We start from the raw sequence: 16,230 nt of genomic DNA, 5'->3' as shown, positions 1-16,230 counted from the left end.
GCAATGCGTTTTTCCAGCCTGTCAGCGCAACCGCATTCCACCTTTTAGAGCCGAGCGATTCCATGAACTCTCTTCTGCTGCGTTTCAATGTCGGGCCGCGCCTGGCTGCCGCCTTCACCGTGCTGATCCTGCTGTCCGGGTTCATCGCCTTCATCGGCTATCGCGGGCTGACCTCTGCACGTGCGCTGGTGGATGCCCTGGTGCACCAGAACATGACCAAGATCCGCCTCTCCAACGACATGATGAATGCCAACTACGTCATCGCCGCGGAGCTACGCAATGTCGTGTTGCCGACCAGCAACGAAGACAATCTGAAATTCATCGAATCCATCAAGCAGGCGCGCGCCGACTACGCGAAGGCGCACGATGCGCTGTACGCCATCCCGTCTTCGCCGCAGGGCATCGGCATCCGTACCGAGATCGACCGCCTCGGGCAGCCGGTGCGCGACTTGAACAACCAGGTCGTCGACCTGGTGATGTCTGGCCACAGCGATCAAGCATTGCCGCTGATGCTTACCCAGGCCGCACCGGCGATGCAGAAATGGCAGGACAAGATCGGCGAGAACATTGCCCTTCAGGACAAGCTCGCCTCCGAAGCAGCCGAAGTGGCATTGCAGTCCATGGACGATTCGCGCAAGTTGCTGGTGGGCGGTTCGCTGATGGTGGTATTGCTGAGCGGCACTCTGGGCTTGCTGATCACCCGCAGCCTCACCCGGCCGCTGAGCCGCGCCACCCGCGCTGCCGAAGCGATCGCCGAGGGCAAGCTCGATAACGCTGTGCACAGCGATGCCAGCGACGAAACCGGGCGTCTGCTGCAGGCCATGGACAAGATGCAGTCGCAGGTGCGCAACCTCATTACCGCCCAGCTGGACATGGCCAAGCGCCACGATGCCGGCCAGGTGAGCTTCCGCATGGATGCCGGCGTGTTCCCCGGCGACTACGGCCGCATGGCCGGCGACACCAATGCGCTGGTCGACAGCCACATCCAGGTCACCGCGCGCCTGGCGCAGATCATGGGCCGCTATGCGATCGGCGACCTCAGCGACGACATGGACGCCCTGCCCGGCGAACAGGCCAAACTCACCGAGACCATGGCGCAGGTCAAACACAACCTGGCCGCGATGAATCGGCAGATCAAGCAGCTGGCGCAAGCCGCTGCGGCCGGCGACTTCAGTGCGCGTGGCGACGCAGCGCGGTTCCAGTACGACTTCCGCATCATGGTCGAGAGCCTCAACCAGCTGATGGCCACTGCCGATGGCAGCCTGCAAGCGTTGTCGGGCATGTTGCAGGCCATTGCTGCGGGCGATCTCACTGCGCGCATGGATGGCCAATTCCAGGGTGTGTTTGCGCAGATGCGCGACGATGCCAATGCCACGGTGACGCAACTGGCCGGTATCGTCGGGCACATCCAGACCTCGGCGGTCTCGATCAATGCGGCTGCCAGCGAAATTGCCGCCGGCAACAACGACCTGTCGCAACGTACCGAACAGCAGGCCGCCAACCTGGAAGAAACCGCTGCCTCGATGGAAGAGCTCACCTCTACCGTCAAGCAGAATGCCGAGGGCGCACGCCAGGCCAATCAACTGGCGATCGGTGCGGCCAGCGTGGCGTCGCAAGGCGGCGAGGTCGTCGGCAAGGTCGTGGACACCATGGCGGGCATCCAGGCCTCGTCGAAGAAGATCGCCGACATCATCTCCGTCATCGACGGCATCGCGTTCCAGACCAATATCCTGGCCTTGAATGCGGCGGTGGAAGCGGCACGTGCCGGCGAGCAGGGCCGCGGCTTTGCCGTGGTGGCCAGTGAAGTGCGTACGCTGGCGCAGCGTTCCTCAGCCGCCGCCAAGGAGATCAAGGACCTGATCGGCGACTCGGTGCAGCGCGTCACCGACGGCTCGCAGCTGGTGGACCAGGCGGGCCGCACCATGGCCGAAATCGTCTCATCGGTGCAGCGCGTCACCGACATCATGGGCGAAATTTCCGCTGCCTCGCAGGAGCAATCGGCCGGCATCGAACAGGTCAACCTCACCGTCACGCAGATGGATGAGGCCACCCAACAGAACGCTGCCCTGGTGGAAGAAGCCACTGCCGCCGCGCGCGCGATGGAAGAACAGGCACAGCAACTCACCGAAGCGGTGGCGGTCTTCAAGGTCGATGCGAACGCACCGGTGGCACGCAAGTTGTCAGCCATCGCCAGCGCTGTGAGCCACCAGCGGCCGGCGACGCGCCCGGCTGCACGTGCCGCCGTGGCCGCGGCGACACCGCGGCGCGTGGCAGTGAGTGCAACCACGTCGACCGTTGGCGATGGCAATTGGCAGGAGTTTTAAGCGACGGCGCCGGAGCCCACCGGTCGCCGGCAGTGGCGGGCGACCGGCACCGCCAGCGGGATCGTTTTTAGTCGCGGTGGTGCATTCGGCCGCCGTACTCATCGTCAACCGGTCGCAGCTGCCGATGCGCGTTTCACGCAACACCGTTGTCCAGCAACACAGACGTTTCGAGAGCCTTTGATCCGCGCTCCGCAGATCTTGTGGGCCGCTTCCCTTGCGAGGGGAAGCGGCCTTTTTTTTGCTGCCATCCCGGAGTAAGACCGACAGACCGCACCAGCGCTCTTCAGGCGAAGCGGTGCGTAGCAACCGAGGATGTGAGCCAATTCCGGCTCCGGCCATAACCGCCTGGCGACTGCGCAACCCTCGCATTGGTTGCCCAGGATGTTGCTCGGACGGGCGGCCGCAAGGCGCCATTTCGCCCGCCGTATGCGGCCCGTCGCCTCCCTCAAGGACACTTTTGGTTTCACCCAAAATTTACAATCGTCGGTGACAAGGTGGACGATGTGAAACCGCTTTCAGCCAGCGAATGCTGAATGGAATGCCCAATTTTGTGCTGATTTCAACGGGAACAATCAATTTCGAGCATAAACGGCCGCTACCAAACTCACGCATTCGTAACGCCCTCCCCCGGGCAAGGTCGATTCCTCATGCATTCCTTCAACCGCCTCTCGGTCGGTACGCGGCTCTCCGCACTGCTCACGCTGGTCATCGCCATTTCGCTGGGGCTGCTGGCCCTGACCATCTATCGCCAGTCCGCTGGCGATATCGAATCGCAGGTCAAGGCCGAGCTGCGCTCCAGCACCCGACTGATGCAGCAGTCGGTGGCGATGTACGACGTCACGCTCAGCGAAGGCACCCAGCGTCTGGGCAGCGTGTTCGACGACATGCTCCCCACCGGCGCGCGCGAACTCGATAGCGCCAGCACGGTCACCATCGGCGAGCAGAACACCCCCTCGCTGCGTGCCGGCAAGCAGGCATTGAATCTCAATTTCGACGCCGTGGACCGCTTTGCCAAGGCGACCGGCGGCGTTGCCACGATCTTCGCCCGTACCGGCGACGACTTCGTGCGCATCACCACCTCGCTGCGTAACAAGCAGAACGAACGCGTCATCGGCACCCTGCTCGATCGCAAGGGCAAGGCCTACGCCGCCCTGTCGCAAGGCAAGAGCTTCACCGGCCAGGCGCAGCTGTTCGGCGAGCAGTACATGACCCATTACCAGCCGCTGCGCGATGCCGCCGGCGAGGTCATTGGCGCGCTGTTCGTCGGGCGCAACTACACCCAAGGCCTGGCCGCGCTCAAGGCCCAGGTCAGCACCACCAAACTGGGCCAGGACGGCTATTTCGTCATTGCCGACATGTCGCCGGGCGATCACCAGGGCCAGATCATCGCGGCTCCGCCGGGCACCCCGGCCACATTAGCGGCACTGGTGCCGGCCGAACAGCAGGCCCTGTTGCAGGCAGTGCTGGACGGCAAGCAGCCCAGCGCCAACCTGCAGCTGCGCGATGGCAAGGGCGCCAGCCAGGCCTTCGAAGTCACCGCACAGCGCTACGCGCCGTGGCAGTGGGCAGTGATTGGCGCGCAGCCGCGCAGTGCCATCGACGGCCCGCTGGACGCGCTGATGGGCAGCATGCTGCTGTTCTCGCTGGTGGTGCTGGCACTGTGCATCGCGGTGGTGTTCATTGCCGCGCGCAAGATGGTCACCCGCCCGCTGCTGGCAGTGGAACGCGTGCTTGGCGACGTGGCGGCCGGCCGCCTGGACAACGCGATTGACATCGACCGGCATGACGAACTCGGTCGCCTGCTGCTCAACGCGCGCACCATGCGCGATGACCTGCGCGCGCGCCTGGAACGCGACCACCTGATCGCCAGCGAAGCACTGCGCGTGCGCACCGCCTTGGACGACGTCAGCACCAATGTGATGATCGCCGACGCCGAGCGCCGCATCATTTACGTCAATCGCCCGCTGCAGCGCATGCTTTCGGAGATGCAGGACGTCCTGCGGCACGATCTTCCCAACTTCGATGCCGCTGCACTGGGCAATACCCGCATCGACCAGTTCCATCGCAATCCCGAGCAGGCACGCCTGCTGGATCAACTCAAGAGTACGCACACCGCACAGGTCGAAATCGGCGGCCGCATCGTGCAGGAAGTGGTCAGCCCGGTCGTGGCTGCCACCGGCGAGCGCATGGGCTATGTGGTCGAATGGAGCGACCGTACCCAGGAAGTGCAGGTTGAACAGGAAGTCGCGCACGTGGTGGAAGCCGCCGCGGCCGGCGACCTCAGCGAGCGGATCGACGTGCGCGGCAAGCAGGGCTTCCTGTTGCTGCTGGCCCAACAGCTCAACACGCTGCTGGACAACAACGCAGACGGTCTGTCGCGCGTCTCCGCCCTGCTCTCGTCGCTGTCGCAAGGCGACCTGACCGCACGCATGGACGGCGCGCTGCAGGGCGTCTTCGCCACCATCCGCGACGACGCCAACGCCACCGCCGACCAGTTGGCCGGTATCGTGCGCCGCATCAAGGACTCGTCGCTGACGATCAATTCGGCCGCCACCGAAATCGCCACCGGCAACGGCGACCTGTCGCGTCGCACCGAACAGCAAGCGGCCGCGCTGGAAGAAACCGCAGCCTCCATGGAAGAGCTCACCGCCACCGTCAAGCAGAACGCCGACAACGCCGACCAGGCCAATCGCCTGGTGCTGGATGCTGCCGGTGTGGCGGCAAAGGGCGGCGATGTGGTGAACCGCGTGGTCACCACCATGGCCGATATCGACGCCTCGTCGAAAAAGATTGCCGAGATCATCAGCGTGATCGACGGCATCGCCTTCCAGACCAATATCCTGGCCTTGAACGCGGCGGTGGAAGCGGCGCGTGCCGGCGAGCAGGGTCGTGGCTTTGCTGTGGTGGCCTCGGAGGTCCGTACGTTGGCACAGCGCTCGGCCGGCGCGGCCAAGGAGATCAAGCACCTGATCGAAGACTCGGTCACCCGCATCGGCAACGGCGCGGCACTGGCTTCCGAAGCCGGCAGCACCATGCAGCAGGTGGTGACCTCGGTACAGCGCGTCACCGACATCATGGGCGAAATCACCAGCGCTTCGCGCGAGCAGGCCGCAGGCATCACCCAGGTCAACCAGACCGTCACCCAGATGGACGAAACCACCCAGCAGAACGCCGCGCTGGTGGAAGAAGCCACTGCCGCCGCGCGCTCGATGGAAGACCAGGCCGCACAGTTGGTGGATGCGGTGGCAGTGTTCCGCCTGGAGCCACAGGACCGCCTGAGCACCCTGCTGTCCAACGCACGCCATGCCTACAGCTGAGACGGCAACGACGATTCATTGCAGCCAGATCACAGCATCGAGGGCGCGCTGCCCTCACCGCCCGCGGGACATGCCATAAAACCGTCCATGGCGGCTCGATGGCGGCATCCATGCCGCCAACGGTCCGGCAACCGGCAAGGACACCGCGCCAGACAGTTTTCTGCTGGCGCTGCTGAAGTGCTTAGGACACCGCTTCGCGCGGCTTGAGGTTGCTGGTTGCTGTGTTGAAACCCTGCACATCGACCAACGCGACTGGTCCTTGCCCGCCCAACGTCGCGGGACCCTTGGCGGCATGGATGCCGCCACGGAGCTTAGGGACGCACTTGCAGCGTGTCCTGCGATGGTGGGCGGGCAAGGACCCTGCAGCCAACACAAAGACATTGAAGGCGCGGTGCCTAACCCGCTAGTTCGCTGGTGGCGTATTGAAGAGCGAAGACCTCGCGCCAGACCTTGGCGCTTGCTTGGCTGAACGCGCTGCACACAGACCATCGCGGCTGCGCCTGGCCACCGATCGGCATAGAGTTTGGTCGGCCGCCTTAAAGATTTGGCTTTGCCGCCGATATCAAGGCGACGCCGGGACAACCCGCCAGGCGCCTTCCCGCTTCTACTGTGCTTGTGCCCATGTCCCAAGGCGATACCTCAGAGCTGGACCACGACGCCGATCACCTCGTCGAAGGTGACGAGCGCTACCTGCTGCGCAACAAGCGGCAGATCCGTGGATTGCTGCGCCAGCTGCTCGACCAACGCGCCATCGTGACCATGCATGTGGCTGGCCGCGACATGGCCGTGCCCACCGCCGTGCTGGAAGTGGACGAAGACGACGACTGCGTGATCCTGGACGGCAGCCATAACGATGCCTCCAACCGCGCCATCGAGGGCGCCAAATACCTGCTGTGCTACGCCCAACTGGAACGGGTGAACATCCGCTTCCGCCTGGAAAAGGCCGAACGGATCGAGCGCGACATCCACGTCGCCTTCCGCGTCGACCTGCCTGCCGCGATGTACCACATGCAGCGGCGCGAATCGTACCGGCTGGAAACGCCGATCACCGATTCGCCCGTCTGCACCATCCGCCAGGAAGCGGCGCAGGGAAACGAGTTCAACCTGCAGCTGCGCGTGATCGACATCAGCAGCGGCGGCCTGGCGGTGTCCCTCACCGACGGGATGCCCTTGCTCGAATTGCAACGCACCTACCGCAACTGCATCCTGCAATTGCCCGACACCGCCCCGATCACGCTGCCGCTGACCGTGTGCAGCCAGCACAAGCAGGCCCTGCCCAACGGCAGCGAAGGCTTCCGGATCGGCATGCAGTTCAGCGACCTGCCGCGCGGCGCCGACGAAACCATCCAGCGCTACATTTTCCGTGTCGACCGCCAGCGCAATGCGCGCAAGAGCGGCGTGTTCTGAACCCTCGCGTACCACGCGGGGCCGGCACCTAAAGTTGCCGCCTACCCCGCCGATGTTGCTAGGGCATCCCGCATCCGTCTCTGCTGCCGCAGTCCTGCCTAACCCGACACTTAGCCGCAACGCCCGGAGTTTCCATGAACGATAAAAGCACTGCCACCGGCACAGGTGGTGAATTCCTCAGCTTCGCTTTGGGCGAAGAACACTACGGCGTGGATATCCTGAAGGTGCAGGAAATCCGCGGCTACGATTCGGTCACGCGTCTGCCCGACGCGCCGGACTACATCAAGGGCGTGATCAACCTGCGCGGCACCATCGTGCCGGTGATCGACCTGCGCCTGAAGCTGCGCCTGAAAGAAGCGCGCTACGACGCTTTCACCGTGATGATCGTGCTCAACGTCGAGGACCGCGTGGTCGGCATCGTCGTGGACAGCGTGTCCGACGTGATTCCGCTCAACGACGACCAGATCCGTCCTACCCCCGAATTCGGTGCGTCGGTCGACACCCGTTTCATCTCCGGTATCGGCACCCAGGACGATCGCATGTTGATCCTGCTGGATATCGAAACCCTGCTGGACAGCACCGAGCTGGGTCAGCAGCTGGTGGAAGAAGCCGCCTGATTCAAACGGCTGCGTTGCCTCGCCTGCGGTCGCCGGAGAGGTGTAGAGGAATGCAGGAGCCGCCATGTACGACAAGCGGCTACCAAACGACTGCCAGGCCGCCAGAACGCGCGTGGTCGGCGCTCCGAATCCCGATGTCGCACATGTGCACTCCGGCTTCTGCGCCCCTCGCCACCGTTGGCTGATTCGCTCCGTTCGGTAGCCGCTTTTCAGCGTATGCGGTGGCACCCTGCACCCACTGCACCGCTCCGGCGGCCGCAACGCTTTTGTGCGATCGCATCTACGACGATCGCGTGTCAGGAAGCTCCCGACACGCGACGCACCACTCGATGGAAATGAGATAAAAATCACGTTTTCCGGATTCAAGTTGAACGGCGGTTAGCCGATAGCTGAATGAAGCCCGCGTCCACACAACGGGTCACCGTTCGACTTTTGATTTCTGGAGAATCCCAATGAAGTTCCTGCTCTCGCTCCTCCCCGTCGCTGCTCTCGTGATCGTTGCTCCCACGCTGTCGGCCCAGTCGCAGGAAATGATTCCGCCGGAAATGGCGACGCGCTTCGTCGGCAAGGACGGCATGGTGTGCGGCAAGGTCGAAAAGGCCAAGTACGCGCAGAGCTCGGAAGGCGAACCCACCTTCCTGTACATGGGCGGCATGTTCCCGCGCCACACCTTCTCCGCACGCATCGACGGCGCCAACCGCGGCAAGTTCAGCTTCGCCCCCGAAACGCTCGAAGGCAAGGACGTCTGCGTCCTCGGCAAGATCCAGCGCGACAGTTCGCGCGCCGAAATCGAAGTCAGCTCCCCGGCCAGCCTGAAGCTCGCCACCATCAAGTAATCGCCTCGCACATCGCCACGCCCTCGCGCGTGGCGATGTGCTGTTGCGGCTATGCGGACTGACTTCTACGGGGAATCGTGTCAATGCAATGGATCAACAATCTGAAACTGATGCCCAAGCTGATGCTGGCGTTCGGCATCGTGCTGCTGATCATGCTCGTCCAGGGCGTCATCGCCTATTCGGGCCTGGCTTCGCTCAATAATGTCACCCGCGACCTGGCCGGCAACACCATGTCCAGCGTGCGCGAGGCAGGCGATCTGCGCGGCATGCTCGGCGAATACCGGAATGCGGCCTACCAGAACCTGGTGCGCGCCAGCGATTCGGTCAAGCAGGAAGCCAAGGTCCGCGCCAAGAAGCTCAATGGCGAGATCGAAGCCACCATCAAGGGCTACCCGCGTCTGATCGAAAGCCCGCAACAGAAGAAGCTGTTCGACGTGTTCGTGGCGGACTGGAAGAAGGCATCGGCCTCCTATGCCAGCGTCGACGAAATGATGGAGCTGAATCTGCCCGACGACGCCATCGACACCTTCGTCGGCGAGACCCGTACCCTGCACAACAAGGCCAAGGATTCGCTGGCTGCCTTGATTGCCGAAGACAACCTGCTCGCGCAGGCGGCCAAGACCAAGGCCGAAAAGGTCCACGCCACCTCCGTCACGCTGACCCTGGTGGTGCTGTTGATCGGCATCGCCGGCGGCCTGGGCCTGGCCTTCCTGTTCGCCCGTTCCATCGTCAAGAGCATGCGCGGCGCGGTCACCACGGCCACCGAAATTGCCGGCGGCAAGCTGGACGGCCAGATCAACGTACAGGGCCAGGACGAAGTGGGCGAGTTGATGCGCTCCATGCAGCGCATGCAGCGCGACCTGAAGGAACGCATTGAACGCGACCAGGAGATTGCCGACGAAAACCTGCGCATCCGCACCGCGCTGGACAAGTCCTCGACCGGCACCTTCATCACCGATCCAGAGCGCGTGATGATCTACGCCAACGACGCCTTCAAGAAGATCGTGGCGCAGTACGAAAGCAGCATCCGCCTGGCATCGCCCGAATTCGACGCAAGCAAGGTGATCGGCCAGCACATCAGCTACCTGGGTTTGTCGGATGCGACCGTGCGCAAGGCCATTGCCGCACTGGAACGCGATGGCGTCACCAGCTTCGAAGAGCGTTTCGGCGAAGTGGTGCTGGCGCAGACCGTCACCTCCATCAAGAACGAACAGGGCGAGACCAGCGGCGAAGTCTGCGAATGGCGCGACCGCACCATCGAAGTGCAGGTGGAAGAAGAAGTGGCCCGTATCGTGCGCGCTGCCGCCAGTGGCGACATGAGCGGGCGTGTGGAAACCGACGGCAAGCAGGGCTTCTTCCTGCAGCTGGCGCAGCAGCTCAACGGCTTGCTGGATGCCAATGCCGGCAGCCTGGAACAGATTTCGACCCTGCTGTCCGCGCTATCGCGTGGCGACCTGACCGTGCGCATGCATGGTGAGTTCAGCGGCGTGTTCGCGCAGATGCGTGACGATGCCAATGCCACCGCCGAGCAGCTGGCCGACATCGTCGGGCGCATCAAGATGTCGTCCACTGCGATCAATTCGGCCGCTGGCGAAATCGCTTCGGGCAACAGCGACCTGTCGCACCGTACCGAGCAGCAGGCCGCCAATCTGGAAGAAACCGCCGCCTCCATGGAGGAGCTCACCTCCACCGTCAAGCAGAACGCCGAAAGCGCCCGTCAGGCCAACCAGCTTGCCATCGGCGCCACCGGCGTGGCTTCGCAAGGCGGTGAAGTGGTGTCGCAAGTGGTCACCACCATGTCCGGCATCGAAGCCTCGTCCAAGAAGATCGCCGACATCATCAGCGTCATCGACGGCATCGCGTTCCAGACCAATATCCTGGCGTTGAATGCAGCGGTGGAAGCAGCGCGTGCCGGCGAACAGGGTCGCGGTTTTGCCGTGGTCGCCTCCGAGGTGCGCACGCTGGCACAGCGTTCGGCCAGTGCGGCCAAGGAGATCAAGGGCCTGATCGACGACTCCGTGCACAAGGTGGCCGAAGGCTCGGCACTGGTGCGCAAGGCTGGCGCCACCATGGCCGACATCGTGGCCAGCGTGCAGCGCGTGACCGACATCATGGGCGAGATCTCTGCCGCTTCGCAGGAGCAGTCGTCCGGCATCGAGCAGGTCAACCAGACCATCACCCAGATGGACGAAACCACCCAGCAAAACGCTGCGCTGGTGGAAGAAGCCACTGCCGCCGCCCGCTCGATGGAAGAGCAGGCAGGTCATCTGGCCGAAGCGGTGTCGGTGTTCAAGCTGGACGACTCGGCTACGCAGGCGCCACAAAGCACACGCGTCCGGCCGATCGCCTCGCGCCCGGTTGCAGTGAAGAGCGCCGCCAAGCCGGTGGCACGCGCAGCAGCAAGCGCGTCGCGGCCAGCCAAATCCCAGGCCGCACTGGCCGACGGTAACTGGCAAGAGTTCTGATTCACCGCTATTACCACAACGCCCCGGCACTGCCGGGGCGTTGTGCATTTGGGCCAGGCACCTGCGTTGATCCCCGCGTCCGCTGCGGCAGCACACCGATGGGGCATCTTTGCCTCTGAGCGCCCATCGCCAGCCGCCGTCCCCATCGGACGAGCTAGCGAACCCAACCGCGCCCAATCCACGCATTGGCGCTTCAGTTGCGCGGCTCCGTGGCCGATATCCAGTTATAGCTCACGACGCGTATGGATATGACGACAACGACTTCCGCTTCAGACACACGCGAATTTGATTTCGGCGACCGCGACTTCAAGCGTGTCTGCGACCTGATCTACCAGCGTGTCGGCATCGCACTGGCGCCGGCCAAGCGCGACATGGTGTATGGCCGCCTGTCGCGTCGCCTGCGCGTGCTCGGCCTGCGCTCGTTCCGCGACTACCTCGACCAGCTCGAAGCCGGCAACGATGAAGAAGAGTGGCAGGCATTCACCAATGCGCTGACCACCAACCTGACCTCGTTCTTCCGCGAGCCGCACCATTTCGACAAGCTGCGCGAAGAACTGCAAAAGCGCGCCTCGCAGGCGCCGTTGAAGATCTGGTCGTGCGCCGCTTCCACCGGCGAGGAGCCCTACTCCATCGCCATCACCGCCTGCGAAGCCTTCGGCACGCTGACCCCGCCGGTGAGCATCGTCGCCACCGACGTCGACACGCAGGTACTGGAAACCGCCTCGCGCGGCGTCTATGCCATCGACCGTGTCGCCTCGCTGGATGCAGCGATCAAGCGCAAGTACTTCCAGCGCGGCAGCGGCCCCAATGAAGGCAAATGCCGGGTCATTCCGGCGCTGCGCCAGCTCATCGAATACCGCCAGTTGAATCTGCTGGCACCGCGTTACGACGTCGGCGGTCCGTATGCGGCACTGTTCTGCCGCAACGTGATGATCTACTTCGACAAGCCCACCCAGCGCGGCATCCTGTCGCGCCTGGTCAGCCACATGGGCGAGGACGGTCTGCTCTACACCGGGCACTCGGAGAACTACCTGCACGCGGCCGATCTGATCCAGCCGTGCGGGCGCACGCTGTATCGGCGCGCACCGCGCGCAGGAGCCTGAGCATGAGTACCGCCGTGCAAGTCGACGACGTCATGCGCTACCGCGATTCGCGGTTCCAGACCATTGCCGCCAAACTGCTGCCCACCCAATACCTGGTGGTGGACGACGACACCGCGTTGACGACCACCTTGGGATCGTGCGTTGCAGCCTGCCTGCGCGACCCGGTGCTCAAGATCGGCGGCATGAACCACTTTCTGTTGCCCGAAGGCCAGGTCGGCGACGGAGCGCCCACGCGCTACGGCAGCTATGCCATGGAGTTGCTGATCAACGACATGCTCAAGCGCGGCGCGCACCGCAAACGCATCGAAGCCAAGGTCTTCGGTGGCGCCAACGTGCTGAAGGGCTTCACCAGCAACCCGGTCGGCACCCGCAACGCCGAGTTCGTGCGCCAGTACCTGCAGGCCGAACATATTCCCATCATCGCTGAAGATCTGTGTGGCATCCATCCGCGCAAGGTGTGGTTCTTCGCGACCACTGGCCGCGTCGTCGTGCAGCGCTTGCCGCACGCACACGAAGCCGAAGTCGCCGCCACCGAATCGGCCGTGCGCGCCCGTCTGTCCAAAGCACCGGTTACCGGTGGAGTGGAGTTGTTCGAATGACGCTGGAAACCCCTGTGCGTGTATTGATCGTCGACGATTCGGCGGTCGTGCGTCAGATGCTCACCGAAATTTTGTCGCGCGACGCCGGCATCGAAGTGGTCGGCTCGGCCGCCGACCCGTTGCTGGCGCGCGAAAAGATCAAGCGCCTCAATCCGGACGTCATCACGCTGGATGTGGAAATGCCGCGCATGGACGGCCTGGTATTTCTGGAAAACCTGATGCGCCTGCGCCCTACCCCGGTGGTGATGATTTCATCGCTGACCGAGCGCGGTGCCGACACCACCTTGCAGGCCCTGTCGCTGGGCGCCGTGGACTTCGTGTCCAAGCCCAAGATCGACGTCGCACGCGGGCTGGAAGGCTACGCCGAAGAAATCGTCAGCAAGGTCAAGATGGCGGCCAAAGCCAAGGTCAGCGCACTCAATCGTCCGAGCGCGCCCAAAGTCACGCTGGATATGCAATCGGCACCGGTGGCCGGCAGCGCGCTGCGCTTTCGCACGACCGACCGCTTGATCGCCATCGGCGCCTCCGCCGGTGGTACCGAAGCGCTGCGCGTGGTGCTCGAACACATGCCCGCCGATGCGCCCGCGGTGGTGATGACCCAGCATCTGCCTGCCAGCTTCAGCACCGCATTCGCCGAGCGCCTCAACCGCCATTCGGCCATGTCGGTACGCGAAGCCACCGATGGCGAGGCCATCCTGCCCGGCCATGCGTATCTGCCGCCGGGCGGCCAGCATCTGCGCATCATTCGCGACGGTGCGCGCTGGCGCTGCCGCATCGACGATGGCCCGCCGGTCAATCGCCACAAGCCGGCAGTGGACGTGCTGTTTCGTTCCGTTGCCGCCAATGCCGGCCCGAATGCGGTGGGCGCCATCCTCACCGGCATGGGCGACGACGGCGCACGCGGCCTGCTGGAAATGCTGCAGGCCGGCGCGCCGACGCTGGTGCAGGACGAAGCCAGCAGCGTGGTCTGGGGCATGCCCGGTGCCGCGTACAAACTTGGCGCCGCGCAGGAAGTGGTGCCGCTGGACCGCGTGGCCGAGCGCTTGCTCGCATTGTCGGCGCAGGCGCGCTGATCCGGCATGGCCGCGCATCCCTCGCACCCGACCAACCCAACGCTTCCTCCGGCACCGGGAAGCGCGGTGGGCGCTGGCGTGGATGCAGCGATGGACCGCACGCCGCTGACGGCTGAGCCGATCCATGCCAACGCCCCAGGCACGGGCCAGATCAGGCCCGGCCCGGTCACCGCCGGCATGGCCAAGGCTGGCGAACAACCCGACCAACGCCGCGCGCGTCTGCTCGCCGAAGCCCTGGATGGCAGCAGCAGCGCCATTCTCATCTGCGACCTGCAATCGCGCCTGCTGTACGCCAACGACGGCTTCCAGCGCATGTTCGGCTACACCGAAGCCGAGCTGGTCGGTCTGCGTCCCTCCGATGTCCTGACCCGTGCGCAAAGCGACCAAAGCGAGGTCGCTCGCGTTCGCGATCGCGCCGATGCCTTGCAGCACACCCGTGCCGACCTGCTGGTCTATCGCAAGGACGGCACGCCGCTGTGGATCTCGCTGAACTTCAACCCGATCTACGACGCCAACCACGCTCCCTCGCATTACGTGGCGGTACTGACCGACATCACCGACACCAAGATGCACGAGGTGTTGCAGCACCGCGTGCTGGAGGCCCTGGTGCAGGAACGCCCGTTGATCGAGGTGATGACGCTGATTTGCACCGAGGTCGAACGCATCGCACCGGATGTGCTGGCCACGGTGATGAGTGCGGACAATCAAGGTCGCCTGCATTCGCTGGCTGCGCCCAGCCTGCCGCCCGAATACGCCGACGCAGTCAACGGCTTGAAGATCGGCCCGGGCACCGGCGCCTGCGGCACCGCGGCCTGGCGCGGTCGCGCGGTGATGGTGGAAGACATCGCCACCGACCCATTGTTCGAGGCATATCGCGACACGCTCTTGCCTTGGGGCCTGCGCGCCTGCTGGAGCACGCCGATCCGCTCCAACAGCGCGCGCGTGCTCGGCACCTTCGCGCTGTATTACCGCAAGCCGCAACGTGCCGATGCCTGGCATATGCGGCTCACCGATTTGTGCCAGCAGCTGTGCACATTGGCGCTAGAACGCGAGCAGATCCGCCAGCGCGTGCATCAACTGGCGTTCTACGACACGCTCACGGGCCTTCCCAACCGCATCATGTTCAGCGCGCGTGCCGAGCAGGCACTGACCCAGGCCGAATACGCCGGCGAACCGGCCGCGTTGATGTTCATCAACATCGATCGCTTCAAGCTCATCAACGATAGCCAGGGGCACGCCGCAGGCGATGGCCTGCTGCGCGATATCGCCTTGCGCGTCAACGACCAGATCACCGCCACAGCGATGCTGGCGCGGCTATCCGGCGACGAGTTCGCGCTCGCGCTGCCGCAATGCAGCGCAGAGCAGGCCAGCGCCGCCGCCGAGCGTTTGTTGGTCAGCATCGCCAGTCCGCTGCCGGTTGGCCATATGACCGTGCATCCCTCGGCCAGTATCGGCGTGGCGATGTTTCCCGAGGATGGCCACGACATCAACATCCTGCTGCGCCATGCCGACTTGGCGATGAATCGCGCCAAGAAGGAAGGCGGTGGGCGCTTCCGCTTTTTCAGTTCCGACATGAACCGCATGGCGCAGGAACGCGTGGCCTTGGAGGCCGAGCTGCGCCAGGCCATTGGCCGCGATCAATTGCAGCTGCACTACCAGCCGCAGATGCACAGCGCCGCGCCGCATGCCCTGTATGGTGTGGAAGCGCTGCTGCGCTGGAATCATCCGCAACTGGGCGCGGTATCGCCGGCGCGGTTTCTGCCGGTGGCTGAAGAGCAAGGCATGATGCCGCAGCTCAACGCCTGGGTACTGCGACGTGCCTGCGAACAGGTCGCGGACTGGCGCCAGCGTGGCGTGCCGGTGGCGCGCGTGTCGGTAAATCTGTCGGCAAGCGGCTTCGAAAGCCCGCGCATGCTTCCCGACCTGCTGCAGCTGATCGCCGAACTGGGCGTGCAGCCGTCCGATCTGACCCTGGAACTGACCGAAAGCGTGATGCTGTCCGGGCAACCGGGCGTGCTGGAAAACCTGCACGCCATTCGCGAAGCCGGCATCTCGCTGTCGCTGGACGATTTCGGCACTGGCTATTCCAGCCTGAGCCACTTGCATCGCCTGCCGATCGACGAACTCAAACTGGACATGAGCTTCGTCCGCGATATCGAACACAGCGAAGACGCGCGCGCGCTCACCACCTCGGTGCTGCGCATCGGCGAGCACCTGCGCAAGCACGTGGTCGCCGAAGGTGTGGAAAACGAAGCGCAGCGCCTGTTCCTCGCCGACCTGGGTTGCGAGGTGCTTCAGGGCTATCTGTTCTCGCGGCCGCTACCGGCCCAGGCACTGGAAGCCTGGCTGGGCGCGCAACCGTCATAACGCAACCGTCGAACGATCACCGCTTCGAACTTCCTTCCAGCCAGGAAAGGCGGGCCATGGCGTGGCAAGTCATGAGCCTCCTCCTGCAGAAGAGCAGCGCTGCAAGCCCTTCCCTACGAAAG

Annotated in this window: 10 protein-coding genes; all 10 read left to right on the top strand. The window is 64.3% G+C overall.

Features of this window, described 5'->3' with window-relative positions; genetic code table 11:
• Nucleotides 1-62 precede the first annotated feature (62 nt).
• On the top strand, nucleotides 63-2,324 hold the full coding sequence (locus tag HLH45_RS14225) for a methyl-accepting chemotaxis protein (RefSeq protein ID WP_008578295.1): 2,262 nt from the start codon (nucleotides 63-65) through the stop codon (nucleotides 2,322-2,324).
• A 647-nt stretch (nucleotides 2,325-2,971) separates the two neighbouring features.
• Nucleotides 2,972-5,641, top strand: coding sequence for a methyl-accepting chemotaxis protein (locus HLH45_RS14220; RefSeq protein ID WP_008571503.1), 2,670 nt, complete (start codon nucleotides 2,972-2,974; stop codon nucleotides 5,639-5,641).
• Between the two features lie 621 nt (nucleotides 5,642-6,262).
• The gene (locus HLH45_RS14215; protein WP_008571502.1) at nucleotides 6,263-7,048 is read left to right on the top strand and encodes a flagellar brake protein; all 786 of its coding nucleotides are present in this window, start codon (nucleotides 6,263-6,265) and stop codon (nucleotides 7,046-7,048) included.
• Nucleotides 7,049-7,182: 134 nt separating this feature from the next.
• Nucleotides 7,183-7,665 carry a chemotaxis protein CheW gene (locus HLH45_RS14210; protein ID WP_003486339.1) on the top strand — a complete coding sequence of 161 codons (483 nt, stop codon included), beginning with the start codon at nucleotides 7,183-7,185 and terminating at the stop codon, nucleotides 7,663-7,665.
• Between the two features lie 452 nt (nucleotides 7,666-8,117).
• Nucleotides 8,118-8,501, top strand: a complete 384-nt coding sequence (locus tag HLH45_RS14205) for a hypothetical protein (protein ID WP_003486337.1) — start codon at nucleotides 8,118-8,120, stop codon at nucleotides 8,499-8,501.
• Nucleotides 8,502-8,584: 83 nt separating this feature from the next.
• On the top strand, nucleotides 8,585-10,966 hold the full coding sequence (locus HLH45_RS14200) for a methyl-accepting chemotaxis protein (protein WP_008571500.1): 2,382 nt from the start codon (nucleotides 8,585-8,587) through the stop codon (nucleotides 10,964-10,966).
• A gap of 242 nt (nucleotides 10,967-11,208) precedes the next feature.
• The gene (locus HLH45_RS14195; RefSeq protein ID WP_008571499.1) at nucleotides 11,209-12,069 is read left to right on the top strand and encodes a CheR family methyltransferase; all 861 of its coding nucleotides are present in this window, start codon (nucleotides 11,209-11,211) and stop codon (nucleotides 12,067-12,069) included.
• Nucleotides 12,070-12,071: 2 nt separating this feature from the next.
• Entirely contained in the window at nucleotides 12,072-12,668 is a 597-nt protein-coding gene (cheD, locus tag HLH45_RS14190; RefSeq protein ID WP_003486330.1) for a chemoreceptor glutamine deamidase CheD, read from the top strand.
• Nucleotides 12,665-13,741, top strand: coding sequence for a protein-glutamate methylesterase/protein-glutamine glutaminase (locus HLH45_RS14185; RefSeq protein ID WP_003486327.1), 1,077 nt, complete (start codon nucleotides 12,665-12,667; stop codon nucleotides 13,739-13,741). The genes cheD and HLH45_RS14185 overlap by 4 nt, the downstream gene beginning before the upstream one ends.
• 78 nt (nucleotides 13,742-13,819) lie before the next feature.
• Nucleotides 13,820-16,108 (top strand): sensor domain-containing protein, encoded by a 2,289-nt coding sequence (locus HLH45_RS14180; protein ID WP_031422456.1) that lies wholly within the window; start codon nucleotides 13,820-13,822, stop codon nucleotides 16,106-16,108.
• The last annotated feature ends 122 nt before the right edge of the window (nucleotides 16,109-16,230 follow it).

Source organism: Xanthomonas euvesicatoria (genome assembly GCF_013112235.1).
Taxonomy (GTDB): domain Bacteria; phylum Pseudomonadota; class Gammaproteobacteria; order Xanthomonadales; family Xanthomonadaceae; genus Xanthomonas; species Xanthomonas euvesicatoria.
Note: the sequence above shows the minus strand (reverse complement) of the source record. Positions and strands in the feature narration are given on the sequence as shown.

What these genes read in the sequence shown, in the direction of transcription:
- HLH45_RS14225 (WP_008578295.1), top strand. Translation starts at nt 63, where the DNA reads ATGAACTCTCTTCTGCTGCGTTTCAATGTCGGGCCGCGCCTGGCTGCC.
- HLH45_RS14185 (WP_003486327.1), top strand. Translation starts at nt 12,665, where the DNA reads ATGACGCTGGAAACCCCTGTGCGTGTATTGATCGTCGACGATTCGGCG.
- HLH45_RS14210 (WP_003486339.1), top strand. Translation starts at nt 7,183, where the DNA reads ATGAACGATAAAAGCACTGCCACCGGCACAGGTGGTGAATTCCTCAGC.
- HLH45_RS14200 (WP_008571500.1), top strand. Translation starts at nt 8,585, where the DNA reads ATGCAATGGATCAACAATCTGAAACTGATGCCCAAGCTGATGCTGGCG.
- HLH45_RS14195 (WP_008571499.1), top strand. Translation starts at nt 11,209, where the DNA reads ATGGATATGACGACAACGACTTCCGCTTCAGACACACGCGAATTTGAT.
- HLH45_RS14220 (WP_008571503.1), top strand. Translation starts at nt 2,972, where the DNA reads ATGCATTCCTTCAACCGCCTCTCGGTCGGTACGCGGCTCTCCGCACTG.
- cheD (WP_003486330.1), top strand. Translation starts at nt 12,072, where the DNA reads ATGAGTACCGCCGTGCAAGTCGACGACGTCATGCGCTACCGCGATTCG.
- HLH45_RS14215 (WP_008571502.1), top strand. Translation starts at nt 6,263, where the DNA reads ATGTCCCAAGGCGATACCTCAGAGCTGGACCACGACGCCGATCACCTC.
- HLH45_RS14205 (WP_003486337.1), top strand. Translation starts at nt 8,118, where the DNA reads ATGAAGTTCCTGCTCTCGCTCCTCCCCGTCGCTGCTCTCGTGATCGTT.